The following is a 21,292-nucleotide window of genomic DNA, read 5'->3' as shown; positions in this document are numbered from 1 at the left end:
TGGCCGCTCTAGTGTCGGTACGAGCCGAATCGTTTGTCGGTACGAGCCGAATCGTTTTTGCGCACAGCGGGGGGAGCAATCCGTATGACAAGCCTCGGGATCGTGGTACCGGCGTTCCGACCCGACACCGAGCGGTTGGCGTCGTACCTCCGCGATCTGGACGCCGAACTCGGTCCCGAGACGATTCGCGTCGAACTCGACGCGCCGGACGAGGGCCTCGGGCAGACCCTCTCGGCGCTCGATGTACCCCCCCTCGAAGTGAACGCTGTCTCCCACCGCCGCGGGAAAGGGGCCGCCATCACGGCGGGTTTCGAGGCGGTATCGACCGACCGGCTCGCCTTTGCCGACGCCGACGGGAGTACTGCCGCCGCCGAACTCGCCCGCGTCGTCGGGGCGCTCGACGGGGCCGACGTCGCTGCCGGGTCGAGACGCCACCCCGACTCGACCGTCGTCGGCCACCGGACGCTCGTCCGGCGGCTGCTCGGCGACGGCTTCGCGTGGGTCGCCCGACGAGCGCTCGACTCCTCGCTGTACGACTACCAGTGCGGCGCGAAGGCACTCACCGCCGACGCGTGGGCGACCGTCCGCGGACACCTCTGTGAACCCGGCTTCGCGTGGGACATCGAACTCCTCGCGGTCGCCGGGGCGCTCGGGCTGTCGGTCCGGGAAGTGCCGATCGCCTGGACAGATCGCCCCGGGTCGACTGTCGACCCGATCCGGACGACGCTCTCGATGGGGAAGGCCCTCCTCGTGACCCGCCACCGCGCGAAGCGCCTCCAGAACAGCCCGCTTCATCGCGCCATCGCACGGTCTGACGAGCCAACGGCACTCGTCGACCGCCACCGACAATGACGGTCGAGAACGTCCGCCGATGACGCTTCGGGAACTCGGCGAAACGTTGTACGCCCCGTTTCGGTTCGGGCGGTTCGTCGGCGTCGGGGTCGTCGGGGCGATCTGTGACAACGCCGTGTTACTCGCGTTCGCGACGGCCGGGCTTACCCCGGAGGCGGCGAAGTTCCTCGGCATCGAGGCGGCGATCGTTGTCATGTTCGTCCTCAACGAGCGCTGGACGTTCCCCGGATCGGGCCGCGCTGGGATGGCGCCCAAACTCCAGCGGCTAGCCACCTCGAACGTCGTCCGTGTGGGCGGTATCGCCGTTCAACTCGTCGTGTTCTCGGCGGTCTATCGGCACCTCCACGTCGGCCTCTCGGCGCTCGGGGTCGACCTGTGGTTGCTCGTCGCCAGCGGCGCGGGTATCTGCTGTGGAATGGTCGTCAACTACGTCACCGAGAGCCTGCTGACGTGGCGCGTTCACGAACGCTGACAGAGGCGTGCTACCACGGGACGATTCAACGGACGGGAGGTCAATCACAACCCTTAATTGCCGCACCGAGTTACGTGATAGTAGCGGGATGGGATAGCCAGGAGATTCCGCCGGGCTCATAACCCGGAGATCGGACGTTCAAATCGTCCTCCCGCTACTTTTCGGCCAACTCGACGTCGAACCACAACCGAACCCGAAGCCGTCGATTCGACTCCGTCGACCCGCCGCTGTTCCGGTGTCTGCCGGTCAGTGTATTGCCTTTCTGGACGCACCGACGTACCCCCGTTTTGATCGCCGAGAACCCCGGCTGGGAGGGTGTTTCGGCCTCGGTTCGGGCTGTCGGGCCACCGCGGGACGGTTCAGTTTCGCTCGCTGCCGATCCGATACCGGTAGGGTTGATCCCTGATGACTTCCACGTCGGCCGCGTCCGCGTCGGCCTCCCGTCCGAGCACTGTCGCGATCCGGTGGGCGCTGTCGAACTCCTCGCCGTGGTCTTCGAGCAGTTCGAGGATCTCCCGTGCGGTCAGCGGCCCGTCGGGGTCGGCTTCCGAGAGGACGGATCGGATACGCTCGAACTCGCCGCGGCGTATGCGCATGTGCATACACACGGCCTCTCATATCATAAGTATCCGTCAGACAAATGTCATACGAGGCTGGCGGGCGATACGACCGACCGCGGGCGGTTCGGTCGTCGGACGGCTGCGCGTCCGCCGGTCAGACCGGTTCGTCGAACTCCGAATCGAACGACCGCTCGCGGCGGTATTGCTCGACGAACGCCGTCACGTCGAACTCGTGCATCTGCTCCTCGAAGCGATCGGCGGTCGCCGAGTCGCCGTGGCTCGCGGCGTGTTCCATCAACTCGACGAGGAGTTCGACGACGACCTCGTGGAGCCGACGGGCGTCGAAATCGAAAATCCAAAGCAGAGCGTAGCCGACCCGGCCGTCGTCAGCGACGTCGGCGACGGCTGTGTCCTCGGGAAACTCCTCGAGCACCATCCCCATGAGATGTGGCGTGCCGAACTCCGAGAACTCGTCGTCGGTCTCGAGGCTTTCGGACAACACATCGACGATCGACTCGGGGACGAACCGCGAGATCGGGTGCGCGTCGACCACGAGGGCATGGCGCTCGCCGCACGCACACTCGAGTTCCCGGATCCCCATGTCGAGATCGACGGGGCGGACCGTCTCGCCGCAGGGGAGTTCGAGCCGGTCGTCGTCGCCGGGGACACGCGGCGTTGGCATTACTCGGTGTGGGCGGCCGAAGCGATTAAATCCAGCGTTCGGCCCCCTTCCCCGGTCGGCCACCCGACTCCCGATCGGCGTCCGCGCGGGCGATCCGATCACCGCGAGAGGTCGTCGGGGCCGAGTGCCGCGTCGTAGGGGTCCTCGAACTCCTCGTCGGAGTCGGACTCGACCGTGTCTCCCGCACCGTCGAGTTGGACGTAAGCCCGTGTCGCGACCGCCGCGCCGAATACGGCCAACACGCCTCCTACAAGTGCTCCGGCAACAGCACCACCGATGGTTGTGATCGAATTAATGATCGCTGATGCGGCAGGTTCGAGTTGAGAAATAAGAACTAGAACAGCCCCTATAAGGAAAACCTCGATTCGAGAACCCTTGGTTATCCGCCATGAATCTGCCATAGCCTGAATGAAATTCTTATTATTTAATGCGATTTCTTGTCTCATGAAATAGAACGCTACTGCTACGAATACTGCAGGGAGTATCAAAAGAGGGAACGTGGCTATTATCAATCCCCAAACTATAATCTTTCCTACAAATCCATTTAATGTGGCCATTAGTATGCCATCTATAATTAGATCGCGTGAAATAGTATCTAGGTCGTCTCTTGAAAACATTCTTACTAAAATAACCGATATCGCTTCTGAAATGAATGCTGTAGCGACTATACCAGTAAATGCGACGCTTATTGGAAGTCCAATAACTGTCGGTCCAGTTAGTGATGATCTCAGCTCGCTCAACAGTTGTACCTGCTGTTCATACTCTTGCTGAGACACGCCAAGTTCCTCTGGGGAAGTAGATTGTATCAATTCTAAAAAAAGCTCAACTAATTCAACAAAGAAACTATTCGCTAACACCGTGGTCAGGAGGGCGATACCGGCGAAAACGATAGCCAAAACGAGACCGTTTTTTCCGGTTGTGCGGGACGCTCCTTCCCGGAGCGCTTGACCGATGTCGATACCCATACTCGCGTCCGCGTCCGCCGCCCCCTTAAGGATAGCCGAATCGTTTCCGGTCCTCGACGACCGGTCCACTCCGGCGGCGGGAGAGCCGGCTCAGGGCCAATCGTCCCGCCGTTCGACGTCCGCCGCCTCGTCCTCCTCCTCCTCTGTCGCGAGCGCCCACCCCGCCGCTTCGGCGGCCGTATCGATCGGGAGGAACTCCCAGTCGGCCGCCTCGGCGAGCGCCTCGTCCGCCTCGCCCTGCCCGACGAAGACGTGTCGGTCGGTCTGGAACTGGTCTTTGACGTTGTCGAGGCTCTCCTCGCGCCCCCGGGGGCCCGAAAAGAAGTCCTGTCGGATCCGCTTTTTGCGGGTGAAGTTCGTCACCACGTAGGTCGGTCTCTCGGAGATGACGCCGACGTACTCACTCCACGAGCGGGCGTCCGAGAACACCGCCTCGGGGTTCGCAAGCTGCTTGAGTGCTTCCAACTCGAACGCGAGCGTCATGTTTGATGAGCCGCCGCCGTCCATGAATCAACGGGGGGGACGCCCGGAGAAAACACTTTGGAATCGGATCGGGCGCCGGCAGCCCGGCCGCCCGCCCGGTCACTCGGTCGTCGCTCGCTCCTCGAAGGCGTCGATGTCGACGCCCTGTTTTAAGAGGAGGTCCGTCCGCTCGGAGACATCGAGCTGTCGCCGGGCGAGTTTCTTCAGCACCGACTGCGCCGAGAGGTCACCGATGAGTACGCCGCCGATGACGCGGCCGTTCTTGAGAGCGACGCGGCGCCAGGTCCCGTCGTCGTACTTCCGCTCAACCGAGTCGTCGCCGCGGGTCGGGTGGCCAAAGGAGAGAAACGGGAAGTCGAAGTGGGTGATCGAGTACGAGGAGACCCACGAGAACTCCGCCTCGGGACCGTCGGCGACCATGTTCTGGCCGGCGATCGACCCCTGTTCCTTGGCCGACCCCCACGCGCCGTTTTGGGCACGGTCGCCCAGGATCACGTCGTGGAACTGGGTGATGTCGCCCGCCGCGTAGACGTCCTCGACGTTCGTCCGCATATACTCGTCGGTGATGATCCCGTTGTCGGTCTCGATCCCGCTGCCGCGGAGGAACTCGGTATTGAAATTCAGCCCGATCGCGACCCCGGCGAAATCGGCCTCGAAGCGCTCGCCGTTGGGGTCGACGGCGGCCGTCACGTGGCTTTCCTCGTCGGTTTCGAAGTGATCGACGCCCGAGTCGAACACCGGCGTGACGCCGATGTCCTCCATGGCCTCGTGGATCAGCTCCGCACCCTCCGGCGAGAGCGCATAGCGCCACCAGGATTCGCCGCGCATCAGGTAGTGTGCGTCGACGTTTTGGGCCCCGCAGATGGCCGCGAGGTCGATGCCCAACAGCCCGGCCCCGACCACGACGCCCTTCTCGGCATCCGCCGCGCTCTCTTTGATCGCCCGGGCGTCCTGGAACGTCCAGAAGTGATGGACGCCCTCGGCGTCGCTGTTGTCGACCGGGAGCTGCGTCGGCGTTCCGCCGGTCGCGACGAGGAGTTTGTCGTACTCGTAGGTCTCCCCGCCGTGGGTGTGGACCTCGTAGGCGTCGGTGTCGACGTCGGTGACGACGGTGTCGAGGTGTAGGTTGATGTCGCGCTCGTCGTACCACTCGGGGTCGTGGATCGAGACGGGCGCCGCGGGGAGTTTCCCCTTGGCGAACTCCTTGATCAGGATGCGGTTGTACAGGGCTTCGCCCTCCTCGGTGAGGACAGTGACCTCGGCCTCTGGGTCCCCTTCCCGGATCGATTCGGCCGCGGAGGCGCCGGCGATGCCGTCACCGATAATCACGTGGGACGCACACATGAAGACGTGTAAGCCATCCGGGTTAATGTTAATTGCCATCTGTGTACGCCGGCCCCGCGGCGAGCCCTCCCGGTTGAAGGCCGGCGTTTCCTGCCCCGACGTCGTTTTTGGCTCCGATACTCGTACAGGTGGACGAAATCACATAACACCGACACAGGAGTGATCAGCCGGTCGCTTCGTCGAACGGCGTACTCCTCGTGCGTCCTGTGTGCGTTCGTCCATTAGTATCGCACCTGTCCGCGCTCGGGGCGGTTGGGCCGACGCTTCGGTTCCGCTTGCAGGGCGTTCAAGACGCTGCACAGCGTAGCGATCGCATGAAAATCTACCAGAACCCGCGGCACTGGGCGTCGAAAAAGGCACTCACGACACCCGGCATTCGGGACGTCGCCCGCTACGGCCTGGTGAAGATGCACACGAAGATCTTCCTCGGAAAGGCCGAGGAAGGACGCCGCGAGGAACGCCGCGACCACCTCGACGATTTCTTCGACGCGACGATGGACAGCTACGTCGCCGCGCTCGAATCCGGCTACTCGGAAGCCGAGGCCAGAGAGATCACGCACATCCAGGCGAACTTCGATTTCTTCGGCCACGGGTGGGCCGAAATGATGGAGATCCCGAGCGACGAACTCGAGGCCCACTACCGACGCTACGGGGCGTTCTTCGAGCGCTACGAGATCACGATCGACGACCCGCTCGGGGTGTTCGCCCCCGCCGAGGGCGTCGCCGACGCCCCCGCAACCCCCGAGCAACTCGAAACCGCGGCGTACGAGAACGCGATCGAGGGGTTCGCCGACGACGTGTACGTACAGACAGGCGACGGCGAGACGGTCGTCGGGGGCGACACCGACGAACCCGACTCGATTGACCCCCGGCGATCGCCCGTCGTCGACGACGGGAACCCCGAGGGCGCGGAGTAGCTCCACCGTCAACCGTCGGCTCCCGTAGTCTTTTGTCCTCCGGTGTCGACGGACCAGTATGAATCGCGGGCAGGCGTTTCTCCTCCTCGTCATCGCGCTCGTCTCGGCGCTTGTGCTTCTCATCGTCGTCCCGTTTCTCGAGTACATGATCGCGTCGCTCATCCTCGCGTACGTGCTGTACCCGCTTCATCGTCGCCTCGAGGGGCGAATCGGCAGCAGCGCCTCGGCGTTCGGCCTCATCGTCGCGACGACCGTCGCGATCATCGCTCCCCTCGTGTATATCGTCTCGAAGTTCGTGAGCGACCTTCGGTCGATATCGAGCGGCGAGGTGGACCTCGACACGGCCGCGATCGAGAGCCGACTTTCGGAACTTCTGGGCCGCGAAGTCGACATCGAACTCGTGGACCTGCTCGGGACGGCGGGCGATCAACTGATCCGGGTGCTCTTCGACGGCTACACCGGGGTGTTCAGGTTCGCCCTCCAGGCCAGCGTCGGGATCGCACTCATGTTGTTCTTGCTCTACTATCTACTGCGCGACGGGCCGGCGTTCGTCGAGTGGAGCAAAGACACCGTCCCGTTGCCGCCCCACGTCGTCGAGGACCTGGCGAAGAAGATCGATGCGACGACGTGGGGCGTCGTCATCGGTCACATCATCGTGGCGTTGGTGCAGGCGCTTCTCGCCGGCGTCGGACTCTGGATCGCCGGCATTCCCAACTCGGTGTTCTGGACGTTCGTGATGGCAGTGCTCTCGTTGCTGCCGCTCATCGGCTCGTTTCTGGTCTGGGGTCCCGCCGCCGGCTATCTGTTCGTCATCGACGAGGTCACCGCCGGGGTGTTGCTGTTCGCATACGGCGTCGTCATCGTCAGCCTCTTCGACAACTACGCCCGCCCGATCCTCATCGACCAGCAGGCGGGGTTGAATCCCGGAGTGATTCTCGTCGGGGTCGCCGGGGGGGTCTACTCCGTCGGCTTCACCGGACTGTTCGTCGGACCCATCGCCATCGGCGTGCTGGCGGCGACGCTGGAGACGTTCCGCACGGAGTACGACCGGATGTAGCGGACACGACGAGGCCCTACCGTCGCTCGATACTCACCGTCACAGGACCCGGTCGGCGGCGGCGTACCCTGCCTCAATCGCCCCGTCGAGGCTTCGTTCGGGGTACTGTGCCCGTGAGGCCATCCCGGCGTAATAAACGCCCGAAAGTCCCGCCGACGCGAGGTCGTACGGGACGACCATATCGAGGTAGCCGCGCTCGTAGACCGGGGCCGTCTTGGGGTTCCGTGAGACGCGAACGTCGGTGACTGCGTCGCGATCGAACTCGGGGAACAGCGCCTCGATCCCCTCGAGCCACAGCTCCTCGACCGCCTCGTCGTCGCGCTGCCACAACTCCTCGTCGAGGTCCTGGACGTAGCTCGCGACGTAGAGGAGGTGTTCGCCCCCGTAACGCGCCGGCGGGACGAAGTTCGTGTGCTCGATGAGTGCCCCGAACGGCGCGTCGTCGGCGATGTTCAGCCAGTAGGTGTCCAACAGCGGTTCGCGCATCGAGACGAGCGCACAGACCGACCCCTGGAAGTCGATGTCGCAGGCGTAGCCGGTCAGCGATTCGAGGACGTCGGGCATCGCCGCGACGACGACGCCGTCGACGTCGTGCGTCTCCGTCTCACCGTTGCGGTGTCCGGCCGTCAGCGACTCGACGGCGGGCTCCGACGCCCGGCCCTCGCCCGGGCCGAACGAGAGGTCCGTCACGGCCGTTCCGGTGTCGATCCGCTCTCGACCCACCGCCTCGACGAGCGCCTCGACGAGGACGGCGAACCCGCCGTCGAGGTAGCCGAGTACTTCACCCCGCAGGAGATCCCGTTCGCCGCGGAACTTGATGCGGCCGAGCAGCCACGCCGCCGAGACGTCGTCCTTGCGGTCGCCGAATTTGGCGTCGAGCAGCGGCTCGAAGAAGTATTCATAAACGCCGCGGGTGGTGTGTTCGAGGAGAAACTCCGTGACTGGGACGTCCTCGAACGCCTCGATGTCGTCGTAGGTGTCGAAGCGCGGCCGGCCGCCGCGGACGTCGACCTCGAGCGTCAGCGCCGCCAGCCGGAACTTGTCGTATACCGAGAGATGCGGGTACGCCGCGATCTCCCAGGGCGTATCCAGAGGGTGCGCGACGCCGTCGACGTAGTAGGCGTTCTCGCCGATCCGCCACTCGATCCGGTCGTCGACGCCGAGTTCCGCGGCCAACTCGACGATCGTCTCCTCGGACTTCGAGAGGTGATGGTAGTACGCCTCGATCCGGTCGCCCGCGGTCTCGTAGGTGGCGGCGAGGCCGCCCACCGACTCCGACGCCTCGAACACCCGGACCTCGCGGCCGGCCTCCCGGAGGCGGTGGGCGGCGGCGAGGCCCGCGAGGCCGCCGCCGACGATGCCGATCATACCGTCCGGTCGGCGCCGCGCGTGTTGGCTCTTTTCATGCACCACCGGCTTTTCGCACGATCCCCGGTGCCCGCGACGCCCGCTCCGGGGTTTATATACCAGCTCCCGCCGAACGGACCCGCGTGCGTGTCCTGCATTACCTCGAACTCCGCGACCGCCTCCAGCGCAGCGGCATCGGGACCGCCGTCCGTCATCAGCGGGCGGCGTTGGCCGACTCGCCGCTTTGGCTCTCGACGTCGCCGTGGCGCGGCGGCGGCCCGCTGACGGCCATTTATAAGCGAGCCATCGGCGACGGCGCGTTCCGGGAGTTCGATCTGGCCCACTGTCACCTCCCGGGTCCCGGGACGGTCGCCGTCGCCGAACACGCCCGTCGCAACGACATTCCGCTGATCGCACACGCCCACGTCACCCGCGAGGACTTCGCCGGGAGTTTTCGCGGATCGACGGCCGCCGGCCCGCTCCTCCAGCGGTACCTCGCGTGGCTCTACTCGCGGGCGGACCTCCTCCTGTGTCCGAGCGAGTACACGAGGTCGGTGCTGCAGTCGTACCCGGTCGACGCGCCGATCAGAACGATCACGAACGGCGTCGACCTCGCGGCCCTCGCGGGGCACGGGGCGCTACGCCGGACGTACCGGCGGCGGTTCGGCCTCGACGGCGTCGTAGTCTACGCGGTCGGCAACGTCTTCGAGCGGAAGGGCGTCGGGACGTTCTGCCGGCTCGCCCGCCGGAGCGACCGCGAGTTCGTCTGGTTCGGTCCCTACGACGACGGGCCTCACGCCTCGCCGACGGTTCGTCGGCTCACCGCGAACCCCCCGGAGAACGTCACGTTCACCGGCTGGATCGAGGACATCCGCGGTGCGTACGCTGCGGGCGACGTGTTCTGTCTTCCGACCCGGGTCGAAAACCAGGGCATCGCGGTCCTGGAGGCGATGGCCTGCGGGGCGGCGGTCGTGTTGCGGCGGTTGCCGGTGTTCGAGGAGTTCTACACCCACGGCGAGGACTGTCTGCTGTGTGAGACGCTTTCGGAGTTCGAGGCGGCGATCGAGCGCCTCGCCGCGAACCCGGGCCTCCGCAGACGTCTCGGCGAACGGGCGGCCGAGACCGCCCGCGAACACGGCTTCGACCGGGTCCGGCGGGAACTCGAGGCTGCTTACGAGGAGGCCAGAGAGCGCGCCGCGGACGAACACGCAACCGACTAAACCGGCGTCCTCGAATCGAGGGTATGTGGACCGTCGCGGCCGTCACGGATACGTACCTGCCGACGGTCAACGGGGTCAGCTACACCGTCCGGACGTGGCGCGAGCGCTGGCGGCGACGCGGCGGCGAGATGCCGGTCGTCTACCCGGCGACCGCCGCCCGTAGCCCCGACCCCGGCGAGTGTCCGGTGCCGAGCGTTCCGTTTCCGTTTTACACTGGATTCAGGATCGCGGCCCCGACCGTCCCGGGCTCGGTTCGGGAGCGCGGCCCCGACGTGGTTCACGCCCACACGCCGTTCGCGCTCGGGATAGCCGGCCGGCGCCTCGCGGCTGCCCTCGAGGTACCGTTTGTCGTGTCCTACCACACGCCGGCGGCGGAGTACGCCGGCTACCTCAGCGACGCGCTCGAGGGTCCCATCCGGCGGATCGCAGACGGCTACGAGCGGCTGTTCCTCTCGGGTGCCGACGCCGTGATCGCGCCCTCGCGGGACGCTGCCGAGTCCCTTCGGGCCAACGGGACGCCGACGCACGTCGTCTCGAACGGCGTCGACACCGAGCGGTTCCGCCCGGTCGACGACGGGACGGTGCGGGCGTTCGAGCGCCGATACGGCCTCCTCGACCGCCCGCTGATCGGGTACACCGGGCGGCACGGCCACGAGAAGCGACTCGGTGACGTCCTCGACGCGACCGCCGACGTCGACGCTGCCGTCGTGTTCGCCGGTGACGGCCCGGCGCGCCCCGGCCTCGAACGCCGGGCGGCGGGCCGCGATGACGTCTCGTTTCTCGGGTTCCTCGATCGGTCCGAACTGCCGGCTTTTTACAGTGCGCTCGACGCGTTCGTCTTCCCCAGTCCGGTCGAGACGCAGGGACTCGTCGCGCTCGAAGCGATCGCCTGTGGGACGCCCGTCGTCGCCGCGGCCGCCGGCGCGCTGACCGAGACGGTGATCGACGGCGAGACGGGGACTCACTTCCCGCCCGGCGACACGGCGGCCCTCGAAGGAGCGATCGAACGGACGCTCCGAGGCTCCGAACGGCTCCCGACGCGGCTCGAAGAGCGGCGGCGACGACTGTGCGTCGATCGGTCTATCGACGACCTCGAGGCGGTGTACGAGTCTGTGCTCGAATGAGGTGGCGAGCCGCCCGATTCAACAGCGATGCTCGCAGACCCGATCGATGATCCGCCCTGTCGAGAGCAACTCCGCGTCGGGGTCGGCGTCGCGGGCCGAGGCGCGAACGACCTCACAATCGATGCCCTCCTCGGCCAACAGTCCGGCGAGCGTTTCCTCGTCGTGGTGTTGGTCGTGGCCGAGCACGATGACGTCGGGATCGATCTCGCGGATCGGCACGAGGAAGTCCGTGACGTGGCCGAGCCGAGCGCCGTCGACCGGATCGAGGGCGGCAACCATCTCGCGCCGCTGTCGGTCCGGCACCACGGGGGCCGGCTTGTGCGTGACGTTCTCCGAGCGAGCGACGATGACGTCGAGACAGTCGCCACGGGACTTCGCGTCCTCGAGGTAATGGAGGTGTCCGGGATGAAGCAGATCGAAGGTCCCCTGTGCGACGACGCGTCTCATCGGAGCTCCCGGTCGATGTCGGCCTGCGTGAAATCGAAGAACTGCTCGTCGGGGACGTCGACCGACACCACGTCGATGTCGGTCGGCTTTCCCTCCCGGTCGAAGGCCCGCCAGTCGCCCCGGCCGTAGGGTGCGCCGACGATGATGTGTATCCGCCCCCGCGAGAACGTCGCCAGATCCGCATCGCTCGGGCGCAACACCCCGTTCGGGTGGGAATGAACCGACCCGACGCTGTCGAGGTCGTTGGGCATGTAGCTGGGGTTGAACTCCGCGCTCGTCGGGGTCGTCTTAGTCCCCGGCGCAAGCAACACGTCCGTGATGACCGTCCCCTCGCGGTCGAGCCCGACTTTGCGCGCGTCCTGTCCGCGGAGTTGCCCCATGTATTCGTTGGGGTGGGCGTCCTCGGACGCCTGCAGGGCGAGCTGGATGGCGTCGTCGGCGATGCCGACGAGTTCGCTCGATCTGAAGAGCTTCGGTTTCAACAACGACCCGAACAGACCCATACCCGACAGTGGGGCCGCCCGACAACTAAGCGTTCCGGGTTTGAGAGGCCCACGACGCCCCCGCCGGCCACGGATACAACACGCTTAAAACGACCCAGGGCGCATATTTCGGTAATGAATTCGTCTACCGCCAGTGACGGGGATCACGGCTCCCGGGAGGGAGTCGCAAAGGACCTCGCACCCGGCTGTACATCTGACGATATCGAGGAGGGCGCTCGCTACGTGGCGACCGTCAACGGCGTCGTCGAGTACGGTGTCTTCGTCGACCTGTCCGAGGTGGTCTCCGGGCTCGTTCACGAATCGAAGCTCGACAGCACCTACGAGATCGGCGACGAGATCGTCGTCGAACTCGTCGAGATCCGAGAGAACGGCGACCTCGGCTTCGAGGAGGTCGCCACCGATCCCGACAGGGTCAATCGAGCCGACATCGCTCACGGCGACAGCGCCCGGATCGGCTCGCTCGGCGACCGGACCGGCGACGCGGTGTACCTCGAGGGCGACGTCGTCCAGATCAAACAGACGGCCGGCCCGACGGTGTTTTCGATCCGTGACGGGACCGGTATCGTCCCCTGTGCGGCCTTCGAGGCGGCCGGCGTCCGCGCGTACCCCGACATCGAACTCGACGACACCGTTCGCGTCAGCGGTACCGTCGAAGCCCACGACGACGCCCCGCAACTCGAGGTCGAGACAGTTTCGATCCTCGACGGCGAGGAGCGAGAGACGGTCCGGGCGCGCGTCGACGAGGCGGTCGAGGCGGCCGCAACCCCGACCGATCCGGAGCCGCTGATCGAGTGGCCGGCGTTCGACGCTCTCCGCGAGGACCTCGCGGCCGTCGCGCGCCGCCTCCGACGTGCTGTCCTCGAGGGACGTCCGATCCGAGTCCGACACCACGCCGACGGCGACGGCATGTGTGCCGCGTTGCCGGTCCAACTCGCCCTCGAGAACCTCATCTCCGAGGTCCACGCCGACCCCGACGCGCCGCGGCACCTGTTCAAACGGCTCCCCTCGAAGGCGCCGTACTACGAGATGGAGGACGTGACGCGCGATCTGAACTTCGCTCTCGAGGACGAGGTCAGACACGGCCAGCGGCTTCCGCTTTTGTTTATGGTGGACAACGGATCGACCGAGGAAGACACACCGGCCTACCGGGCGCTCGCCCAGTACGACATCCCGATTCTCGCCGTCGACCACCACCATCCCGACCCCGACGCGGTCGGCCCGCTGCTCGAGGAACATGTCAACCCCTACCTCCACGGCGAGGACTACCGGATCACGACCGGGATGATGTGCGTCGAGTTGGCGCGGATGATTGACCCCTCGATCACCGACGACCTCGAACACGTCCCCGCAGTCGCGGGGCTTGCGGACCGCTCGAAGGCCGACGCGATGGAGCGATACCTCGAACTCGCCGAGTCGGCAGGCTACGACGAGTCGGCGTTGAACGACATCGTCGAGGCGCTCGACTACGCCGCCCACTGGCTCCGGTACAGCTCCGGACCGAACCTCATAAGCGACGCCTTGGACCTCGACTGCGACGACCCCGAGCGGCACGCCGAACTCGTCGACTTCCTCGCCTCGCGGGCCCGCCGCGACGTCGAGGACCAACTCGAGAACGCCGAGGGCCACGTCGAACACGAGCGCCTCGACAACGGTGCCCACCTCTATCGGCTCGACGTCGAGAACCACGCCCGTCGGTTCACCTACCCCGCCCCCGGGAAGACCACGGGCGAACTCCACGACCGGAAGGTGACCGAAACGGGCGATCCGGTCATCACGATCGGCTATGGCCCGGACTTCTCCGTGCTGCGTTCCGACGGGGTCCGCCTCGACATCCCGAACATGGTGACCGAACTGCAAGCGGAGCTCGACGGTGCGGGCGTCTCCGGTGGCGGCCACCTGGTCGTCGGCTCGATCAAGTTCGTTCCCGGCGCCCGCGAGCGGGTCCTCGACGCCCTCGTCGACAAGATGGAATCGGCCGAACTCGACGCGGATCTCCGGAGTACGCTGCTTCGCGACGACGGCTGAAACGGGCGTCCGGCGGCCGCGCGCTCCTACCACCGCCAGTCGGTCACCGTCCCCTCCCGCCCGACGAATTCGAGCCGTCGGAGCGCCAGCAGTCCTCCGCTTCCGGCGACCGCGGCGGCCGCGAGCAACCCGCCGGGGATCGGGCGGCTCCCGCCGCTCCAGTCGGAGCGAAAGACCGACGCGTAGTAGTCGGCTGCGCCGGCCGACTCGAGTGCGACGAGCACTTCCCGGTTCTCCGTCGTCGCCGATTCCACCCAGTTGAGGCTCCCGACGACGGCGGTATCGTCGACGATTACGCCTTTCGTGTGGATCTTGCCGTAGCCGTCGGGATCGGGATCGTCGACTACGGCCTCGAGGTCCCACCCCTCCCTCTCGGCGCGGCGGTTCAGCCACGCGACGAGTGCGGCGTTGTCCTCCTCGACGTACCAGCTGCCGCCGAGGTGGATCCGGACCCGGACGCCCCGCTCGGCCGCCCGAAGCGCCGCCCGAAGCAGGTCGTTCTCGCGGCTGTCGATCCGAACTTGCTGGATCAAGAGTCGGTCCTCGGCGGCCTCGATCCGCGAGTGGAGCGCCGTCCCGGCGTTGTCGGGGGTGACGAGGACGGTCGCCGAGTCGACGTCGATGCGTTTCGGTTCGTGGCGGGTTCCGAAGGATCCGAGCGCGGGTTCGCCGTCGACGAAGTCCCGGCCCCGCCGGTACTCCCGCCAGGGGGTGGCCGCGCGCCACGTCCAGTCGGCCCGATGAACCGACGCCAGGGCGTCGGCGGCCGAGGCGTCCTCGAGGACGACGCCCCATCCCCGACTCGACGCACCGCCGGTTCCGGCCGGCTTGAAATTCTCGGTCAGGACGAGCGCCCGGTCGTCGACGACCGCGTACTTCGGGTGGTGGTGGCGGTACCTGAGATGCGGTCCGGAGAGGAGGCGAACGTCGACGCCCCCCTCGGCCAGCTGGTCGAGTTGGCCGGCCTGCCGGTCGGTGATCCCGCCGACCGGCGCGCCGTCGAGCAGGACCGAGACGCCGACCCCCTCGGCGGCCGCTTCGAGCAGCGCCGCCGTGATCCGCTCGGACGTGAACGTGTAGCCGGCCAGCCGTATCCGTTCGTCGGCCGACGCGAGCGTCTCGACCGCCTGGTTCGGCGCGTCCGGGAGGACGAACGCCGTCCCAGCCCCTCCGTCCGTCCGGATCGGGTCGTGATCGGTCGCCCCGACGGGCCGCCACACCCCCGCCCCGAACTCGCGGATCTCCGATTCGGGGGCGCTCCGGTAGCGGGCGGTCGAGACGGTGTCGTTTCCGTCCGAGAGCGCCAGCCGGTCGCCGCCGTTGGCCAACCGGAGCCGACCCGAAAGCGGCGCGACGCGATAGTCAGTTCCGCTTCGTGCCCGTTCGGGGACGGTGGCGAACGCGACGGTCCCCTCGACCGTCCGGTTCGGAAGCCCCGCTGTCGTCGTCCCGTCGGTAAGCGTCCACCCCGTCGTGTTCGTCGGGCGCTCGAACCGGACGGCGACGAACTCGCCGCGGTCGTCGTGGGCGACCGGGTTCGGATACGCGGCGACGAGCGTCGCGTTCGCCGACCCGACCGACGGTTCCGAGGGGGTCGGCGTCGCCGTCGCCGTGGCGTCCGGGACAGCGCCGGCGACGCCGCTCGATAGCGCGAGGACGACCACGAGGGCCGCGGCGATGCGTCCGAGCACACGGGGTGTGCCCCCGTGCTGATATATAAATCGTTGGCGTGGCGGCCGCCTCTAGCCAGTGTTTTTCATGCCAGCCGCGATCCCCTTGACCGTCATGCGGAGCGCCCGCCGCTCGGCCTCTGAGCGCTCCGAGCGCGACAGCAACCGCAACTGCAACAGGTTCAGCGGGTCGACGTAGGGGTTCCGACGCCGGAGGCTCTCCTCGAACCACCCGGACAGCGGCAGCGAGTCCCCCCCCGTGATCTCCGATACCAACCCGACGGCCCGCTCGTACTCGGCCTCGATATCGGTGAAGATCCGCTCTCTGAGGTCCTCCTCCGCGAGGGCGGCGTACTCCGCGGCGATGGTCATGTCCGTCTTCGCCAGCGCGATCGCCGCGTTGTCGAGCATGCTCCGGAAAAACGGCCAGGCCTCGTACATCTCCTCGAGCGTCTCGATATCGCCGCCGTCCTCGAGATACGCGTCGAGGCCGGTCGCCAGCGAGTACCACCCGGGAACGATACACCGCGCCTGCGTCCACGCGAAGACCCACGGGATCGCCCGCAGATCCTCGACCGTCCGCTCGCCGCTTCTGGACGCGGGCCGCGAGCCGAGATTGAGGTTCTCGATGACCGTGATCGGCGTCGCCTGCTCGAAGAAGGCGACGAAGCCCTCGGTCTCCAGTAGGTCCTCGTAGGCCTCCCTGGCGGCCGCCGCTCCGGTCTCCATCGCTTCGATCCACTCCTCTTCGACCGGTTCGGTGGGCCGTTCGATCGCTCCCTGTCTGGCCCGCAGCTGCGCGTTGAGCATCTGCTCGAGTTCGCGCTCGGCGATCTTCGGGCTGGCGTACTTCTCGGCGATCGCCTCGCCCTGCTCGGTGAACTTCACCTCGCCGGTCACCGTCTCGTTCGGGAGCGCGAGCAACGCGTCGTTCATCGGACCGCCACCGCGTGAGATCGACCCTCCGCGTCCGTGGAACAGCCGCAAATCGACGCCGTAGTCCGAACAGATGTTCGCGAGTCGCTTTTCGTTCCGCTGGAGGGACCACTGGGCGGCGAAGAAGCCGTTCTCCTTACAGGAGTCGGAGTATCCGAGCATGACCTCCTGTGTCCCCCCGCGCGCTTCGAGCGCCGCGGCGTAGGCGTCGTTCTCGAAGAGCGTCCCGATGATTCGGCGGGCCCCCGAGAGGGCGTACTCGGTCTCCAAAAGCGGCACCACGTCGAGCCCCGAGTGGCCGGGGAGGTCGACGACGTCGACCTGATCGGCCAAGAACAGCACCTCGAGGACGTGGCTCGGCTCCTCGCACATCGAGATGCAGTACGTGTCGATCGCGTCGGTGCCGTACTCGCGTTGCCAGTCGGCCAGCCGTTCGAATCGGGTGAGAACGCGCTCGGTGGTCTCGTCGAGTTCCCCGAGGTCGTCGAACTCGAGGATCGGGTCGTCCTCGGCGATGGCGTCCGTCAGGAACTCGACGCGCTCGGTTTCGTCCAGTCCGGCGTAGTCGATCCCCTGTCTCTCGAGCGCCGCCTCGATCGCGAGGGTGTGGTTCTCCTGGTGGTCCCGCAGGTCGAGACTCGCAAGCGTAAAGCCGAACGTCTCGACCTGCCTGCGGAGCGGGTCGACGTGGACGTCCGCGACGTTGCCAGCGGCGTTCGAGCGGAGATCGTCCCCGATGGCGTCCAGGTCGGCGACGAACTCGTCGACGTGGCCGTACTCGCCGGGGCGGACGGTCCCGACGCGGTCGAGTCGCTCGCGCATCAACCGCAGGAGCTGTCGGTACGGCTCGTCCGGATATCGCTCTTCGGCCTCGGCGGAGACGGACGGCAGCGCCTCCTCGTGGTGTGCCAGCCGCTCGTCGACCTCGGAGCCGATCTCGACGTGATCGGAGTCCTGGCTCAACACGCCCGAGAGCCGTTTTAGTTCCTCGCGGTACTTCTCGAGAACGACGCGCCGCTGTCTCGACAGCGTCGCGGTCGTCACTTCCGGCGTTACGTAGGGGTTGCCGTCCCGGTCGCTGCCCGCCCACGACCGGAACTCGAACAGCGTCGGCACCCGTTGTTCGGCGTCGAACGCCGACCGCTCCGCGAGCGCGTCCTCGAGTTCTTGATACACCTCGCCGACGACGTCGAACAGCGTGTTTTCGAGGTACCACTGGACGTTCAACGCCTCGTCGGTCGGCTCCGGCCGTCGCTGGCGGATCTGGGGGGTCTGCCAGAGACTCGTCACCTCGGCGCGGAGTTCCCGTTCGACCTGTCCACCTTCTTTGTCGGTCAGGAGCCGCTCGTCGAGTGTCTCGAGCGACGACGACACCGACCGAAGCTTCGCCTTCACCGTCTTGCGCCGGGCCTCGGTCGGGTGGGCGGTGAACGTCGGCTGGATGTAGACGTCCTCGAGTATCGAGGCGATGTCCTCGGCGTCGTTGCCGGCGAGCGCGTCGGCGGCTTCCTCGAGGCCGTCGTCCGGGACGCCGGCTTGGGCCTGCTCTCTGAGGGCCCTGATTCGCTCGCGCTCCTCCGCGAGGTTGATCAACTCGAAGTACGTAGTAAACGCGCTCGCGGCCACGAGTTCACGGTCGGCGTCGAGGTCGTCGAGTTCGGTTCGGATCGATCCGACGTCGCCGCCGCCGCTCCGTCGGTCGACCGACCGCTTCCGGAGGCGCTCGACGGTATCGAAGGCGGCCCGCGATTCTTGCGCTTCGATCGTATCGCCGAGCATCGCCCCCAACTCCCGGATGTCGCGCTGTATGTCACGACGGTGTAGTCGCATGTCGATACGTTCCGAGGACGGATATATAAAACACGGCGTCCGGCCAAACGATGCCACGACCGCAAACACCTGTCTCGGGGCTTCTATCCAGTGATCTATCGTTATAAATCCGTGACCCGACGCGTCTCACGCGGTCGCGTCGCGGGCCCGCTCGGCCTCGAGTTGAACGGCGTAATCGCGGTCGTCGTCGTGGGCCGCAGCGGCCTCGAGCGCGCGCTCGGTGCCGATCCGAACCAGCGCCCACGCGGCCGACCCTCGGACTTCGTCCGTTTCATCGTCGTCGTCGAGTCGGTCCGAAAGCGGCTCGATCGCGCGCGTATCGCCGATGAGCCCCAGCGCCCGGGCTGCGACCGAACGGACGGCAGAGTTCTCGTCTGCCAGCACGTTCGCGATCGGTTGGCTCGCCTCCTCGCTCCCGATCTCGCCGAGCGCGCGCAGTGTCGCCTTCTGGAGCGGTGGATTCCCGCTATCGACGAAATCGACAAGTGTCTCGACCGATCTCTCGGCGCCGATCTTGCCGAGCACCTCGATGGCGGGCACCTCGCGGCGCTGTGCGAGCGCCTCGACCGGTTCGATCGCCTCCTCGGGGCCGAGCCGCCGGAGCGCGTCGAGGCAGTTCTCCTGCATGAAGTCCGAATCGAAATTTTCGAGCGCCATGAGGATCCGCTCCGGATCGTTCTCGGCCTCGGCGATCCGGACGACGCCGAGTTCCGGCGGGAAGTCCTTGCGGTTCTCCGAGTGCATGCGGTCGTAGAACCCCTCGCGTTCGAGCTGTTCGGCGATCTCGAGGTCGCTCCACTCCTCGGCGTCCTCGAGGGCCGACTCGAGGGCGTCGGCGGCTTCGAGGAGCGCGGCGATGGTACCGGCGTCTTCGTCGGCGTCGAGGCGGCCGTCGGCGGCGGTCTCACCGACCGACTCCACCGCGTCGGCCAGCCTGTCGGTTTCGTTGCCCCCGTCGTCGCCGTCCCCCTCCTCGCCGCTGCCGCTCGCGACGGCGAACTCGGCGTCGAGTTCCTCTCTAGCGGATTCGAGAAAGGCCTCGACCGCGGCGGCCACGGCGGGTTCGCCGTCCCGGGTCCAGCGCGTCCCGCGGATCGTCCCCGCGGCGTCGCCCGCCGCGTCGGCGACGTCCTCGCCGTAGGGACCGCGCTGGTCCTCGATGCCGTCGCGGAGATCGCCGAGTCGGTCCTCGAGCGGTTCGGCCAGGTCCTCCGGCTCCTCGTCGTCGTCATCGGGCTCGACGACCGGGAACTCAGCGTCCTCGAGGTCGGCTTCGATGTCGTCAACGGCCGCCTCGACCGAATCGAGATCGGCCTCCGTCCCGGCAGCTTCGAGGGCCGACTCGGCGTCCTCGAGCCGCGACTCGAGCGCCTCGACGTCTGCGGTGTCGCTTTCGGCTCCGGGCTCGGTGTCGGCGTCGCCGTCTGACGCCCCGTCGTCGGTGCCGTCGGCGGGCTCGTCGTCCCCGTTGGTCATACGCTACGTCCGGCAGAGCGGGCCAAGAGCGTTTCCCTTCGTCCCCCCAGCACTGCTTCCGCTCAGGGCTCGCGCCAGTACGCGACGGGAGCGAGGACGAGATAGCCGACGGCGAACACCAAAAGCGATCGCGGCAGGACGCGGTTGAACGCGACCGGAAAGGCGATAACGAGCGCCTGCAACCCGCCGAGGACGATCGCGTCCCGCGCGTAGAGGTCCGGGTACGACACCGGTGCAACCATCAGGTACGAACACGCCGCGACGAGGGCGATCAACGCCGCCGGCTCCCCGACCCCGGCGAGATACGCCACCGAGAGCAGCGTGGCAGACAGCGTCGTCTGTACCCCCACGGTCTCCGCGCGGTCGCTGTCCTCGAGGGTGTAGATGGCGAGTCGGACGACAGCCATAGCGACGTACAGCCCCGACGCGACGAGCGCAGCGAGAGCGAGCGGGGTCGTACTCCCGGCCGCACCGCCGTCGGTCGCGACAGCGTACACGAGTGCGGCCGGGGCCACGCCGAACGAGGCCACGTCCGCCAGCGAATCGAGCAACGGTCCGACGTCGGTCCCGCCGAGACGGCGGGCGACGACGCCGTCGAGGCCGTCGGCGATGGCGGCCAACAGAATCAGCCGCGCCGCGAGCGAAGGGTCAACCGTCGCGGTCGCGACGGCGGCGAAGCCGATGGCCGCGTTCGTGGCCGTCACCGTATCGGCGACGCCAAGCCGTCCGAGAAACCGCGGCTGCATGACTCTACCTCGGCGGTCGACGACGGGCGTCTTAGTAGGTTCGTTTCCGGTCGCGGCCGGCGGCCGTGTCTGTCCCCGTTCGTTCGCGGTCGATCGGCGGGCCACGCTCCGCCCGCACCGGGAAGCTGTGGCGTCTCCGTTCCGGGACCGCGGTACATATATCCGTCCGACCGCAAACGCGAATATGGACCGACGGTCGTTTCTTACAGCCGCCGGAACGACGGCGATGGTCGCCCTTTCGGGCTGTCTCGACGGCGGACTCAGCGACGCCGACTTCGACATCGGGATGTCGCAGAACGCCTTCCTCCCCGAGGAGTACGAGGTGTCCGTCGGCGAGACCGTCGTCTGGGGCAACAACGGCTCCCGGGGCCACACCGTCACCGCCTACGAGGGAACCATCCCGGAGTCGGCCGAGTACTTCGCCTCCGGCGGCTACGGCGACCTCGAGACCGCCCGCGAGGAGTGGCACGCGACCGGCGGCGGCAACATCTCGCCCGGCGGGACGTACGAACACACCTTCGAGGTCCCCGGCCGGCACAACTACCTCTGTATCCCCCACGAGCCGAGCGGGATGGTCGGCGTAATCGTCGTGACGGAGTGAGCCACGGCGGGGACGCTTCCGCCGGCTGGCGTCCA

Annotated in this window: 20 protein-coding genes and 1 tRNA gene; 9 read left to right on the top strand and 12 right to left on the bottom strand. The window is 67.0% G+C overall.

Features of this window, described 5'->3' with window-relative positions; genetic code table 11:
- Nucleotides 1–84 precede the first annotated feature (84 nt).
- The 3 genes from NMLP_RS04245 (at nt 85) to NMLP_RS04235 (ending at nt 1,481) form a co-directional block, all read left to right on the top strand.
- Nucleotides 85–852 carry a glycosyltransferase gene (locus NMLP_RS04245; RefSeq protein ID WP_015408897.1) on the top strand — a complete coding sequence of 256 codons (768 nt, stop codon included), beginning with the start codon at nt 85–87 and terminating at the stop codon, nt 850–852.
- Between the two features lie 19 nt (nt 853–871).
- Nucleotides 872–1,324: a GtrA family protein gene (locus tag NMLP_RS04240; RefSeq protein ID WP_015408896.1), complete on the top strand. Its 453-nt coding sequence runs from the start codon at nt 872–874 to the stop codon at nt 1,322–1,324.
- Nucleotides 1,325–1,406: 82 nt separating this feature from the next.
- Nucleotides 1,407–1,481: transfer RNA gene (locus NMLP_RS04235), tRNA-Met, on the top strand.
- Nucleotides 1,482–1,683: 202 nt separating this feature from the next.
- Here NMLP_RS04235 and NMLP_RS04230 read toward each other — a convergent pair.
- From NMLP_RS04230 to NMLP_RS04215, 5 genes are all read right to left on the bottom strand, one after another.
- Nucleotides 1,684–1,920: a hypothetical protein gene (locus NMLP_RS04230; RefSeq protein WP_015408895.1), complete on the bottom strand. Its 237-nt coding sequence runs from the start codon at nt 1,918–1,920 to the stop codon at nt 1,684–1,686.
- Nucleotides 1,921–2,038: 118 nt separating this feature from the next.
- Entirely contained in the window at nt 2,039–2,566 is a 528-nt protein-coding gene (locus NMLP_RS04225) for a DUF5815 family protein (RefSeq protein ID WP_015408894.1), read from the bottom strand.
- A 98-nt stretch (nt 2,567–2,664) separates the two neighbouring features.
- Complete coding sequence (locus tag NMLP_RS15030; RefSeq protein ID WP_015408893.1) at nt 2,665–3,531, bottom strand: hypothetical protein; 867 nt, start codon at nt 3,529–3,531, stop codon at nt 2,665–2,667.
- Nucleotides 3,532–3,621: 90 nt separating this feature from the next.
- Nucleotides 3,622–4,038: a DUF7124 domain-containing protein gene (locus tag NMLP_RS04220; RefSeq protein WP_015408892.1), complete on the bottom strand. Its 417-nt coding sequence runs from the start codon at nt 4,036–4,038 to the stop codon at nt 3,622–3,624.
- A 75-nt stretch (nt 4,039–4,113) separates the two neighbouring features.
- Entirely contained in the window at nt 4,114–5,358 is a 1,245-nt protein-coding gene (locus tag NMLP_RS04215; RefSeq protein ID WP_049926134.1) for an NAD(P)/FAD-dependent oxidoreductase, read from the bottom strand.
- A 314-nt stretch (nt 5,359–5,672) separates the two neighbouring features.
- On the opposite strand from NMLP_RS04215, the gene NMLP_RS04210 reads away from it, so the two are divergent.
- Complete coding sequence (locus NMLP_RS04210; RefSeq protein ID WP_015408890.1) at nt 5,673–6,275, top strand: DUF6149 family protein; 603 nt, start codon at nt 5,673–5,675, stop codon at nt 6,273–6,275.
- A 58-nt stretch (nt 6,276–6,333) separates the two neighbouring features.
- Complete coding sequence (locus NMLP_RS04205) at nt 6,334–7,332, top strand: AI-2E family transporter (protein WP_015408889.1); 999 nt, start codon at nt 6,334–6,336, stop codon at nt 7,330–7,332.
- Between the two features lie 39 nt (nt 7,333–7,371).
- Here the strand turns inward: NMLP_RS04205 and NMLP_RS04200 are convergent, their stop codons facing one another.
- The gene (locus NMLP_RS04200) at nt 7,372–8,700 is read right to left on the bottom strand and encodes an NAD(P)/FAD-dependent oxidoreductase (protein WP_015408888.1); all 1,329 of its coding nucleotides are present in this window, start codon (nt 8,698–8,700) and stop codon (nt 7,372–7,374) included.
- 122 nt (nt 8,701–8,822) lie between these two features.
- On the opposite strand from NMLP_RS04200, the gene NMLP_RS04195 reads away from it, so the two are divergent.
- Nucleotides 8,823–9,899: a glycosyltransferase family 4 protein gene (locus NMLP_RS04195; RefSeq protein ID WP_015408887.1), complete on the top strand. Its 1,077-nt coding sequence runs from the start codon at nt 8,823–8,825 to the stop codon at nt 9,897–9,899.
- 23 nt (nt 9,900–9,922) lie between these two features.
- Nucleotides 9,923–11,023: a glycosyltransferase gene (locus NMLP_RS04190; RefSeq protein ID WP_015408886.1), complete on the top strand. Its 1,101-nt coding sequence runs from the start codon at nt 9,923–9,925 to the stop codon at nt 11,021–11,023.
- 18 nt (nt 11,024–11,041) lie between these two features.
- On the opposite strand, the gene NMLP_RS04185 is transcribed toward NMLP_RS04190, so the two are convergent.
- Together NMLP_RS04185 and NMLP_RS04180 are read right to left on the bottom strand one after the other, a co-directional pair.
- On the bottom strand, nt 11,042–11,470 hold the full coding sequence (locus tag NMLP_RS04185; RefSeq protein ID WP_015408885.1) for an adenylyltransferase/cytidyltransferase family protein: 429 nt from the start codon (nt 11,468–11,470) through the stop codon (nt 11,042–11,044).
- On the bottom strand, nt 11,467–11,973 hold the full coding sequence (locus NMLP_RS04180) for a Mov34/MPN/PAD-1 family protein (RefSeq protein WP_015408884.1): 507 nt from the start codon (nt 11,971–11,973) through the stop codon (nt 11,467–11,469). The genes NMLP_RS04185 and NMLP_RS04180 overlap by 4 nt, the downstream gene beginning before the upstream one ends.
- Before the next feature lie 114 nt (nt 11,974–12,087).
- Between NMLP_RS04180 and NMLP_RS04175 the strand changes: the two genes are divergently transcribed.
- Nucleotides 12,088–13,998, top strand: a complete 1,911-nt coding sequence (locus NMLP_RS04175) for a DHH family phosphoesterase (RefSeq protein WP_015408883.1) — start codon at nt 12,088–12,090, stop codon at nt 13,996–13,998.
- A gap of 26 nt (nt 13,999–14,024) precedes the next feature.
- Here the strand turns inward: NMLP_RS04175 and NMLP_RS04170 are convergent, their stop codons facing one another.
- The 4 genes from NMLP_RS04170 to NMLP_RS04155 all read right to left on the bottom strand — a co-directional run bounded on the left by NMLP_RS04170 (nt 14,025) and on the right by NMLP_RS04155 (nt 20,656).
- Nucleotides 14,025–15,689 carry a phospholipase D-like domain-containing protein gene (locus NMLP_RS04170; RefSeq protein WP_015408882.1) on the bottom strand — a complete coding sequence of 555 codons (1,665 nt, stop codon included), beginning with the start codon at nt 15,687–15,689 and terminating at the stop codon, nt 14,025–14,027.
- Between the two features lie 51 nt (nt 15,690–15,740).
- Nucleotides 15,741–18,434 carry a phosphoenolpyruvate carboxylase gene (gene ppc, locus NMLP_RS04165; protein ID WP_015408881.1) on the bottom strand — a complete coding sequence of 898 codons (2,694 nt, stop codon included), beginning with the start codon at nt 18,432–18,434 and terminating at the stop codon, nt 15,741–15,743.
- A gap of 126 nt (nt 18,435–18,560) precedes the next feature.
- Entirely contained in the window at nt 18,561–19,910 is a 1,350-nt protein-coding gene (locus tag NMLP_RS04160; protein ID WP_015408880.1) for a HEAT repeat domain-containing protein, read from the bottom strand.
- A gap of 62 nt (nt 19,911–19,972) precedes the next feature.
- A complete protein-coding gene (locus NMLP_RS04155; protein ID WP_015408879.1) occupies nt 19,973–20,656 on the bottom strand; it encodes a protein sorting system archaetidylserine synthase in 684 nt (227 codons plus the stop codon).
- A 184-nt stretch (nt 20,657–20,840) separates the two neighbouring features.
- Between NMLP_RS04155 and NMLP_RS04150 the strand changes: the two genes are divergently transcribed.
- The gene (locus NMLP_RS04150; protein WP_015408878.1) at nt 20,841–21,257 is read left to right on the top strand and encodes a plastocyanin/azurin family copper-binding protein; all 417 of its coding nucleotides are present in this window, start codon (nt 20,841–20,843) and stop codon (nt 21,255–21,257) included.
- The last annotated feature ends 35 nt before the right edge of the window (nt 21,258–21,292 follow it).

Source organism: Natronomonas moolapensis 8.8.11 (genome assembly GCF_000591055.1).
Lineage (GTDB): Archaea > Halobacteriota > Halobacteria > Halobacteriales > Haloarculaceae > Natronomonas > Natronomonas moolapensis.
This window is presented reverse-complemented; position numbering and strand designations above follow the sequence as displayed.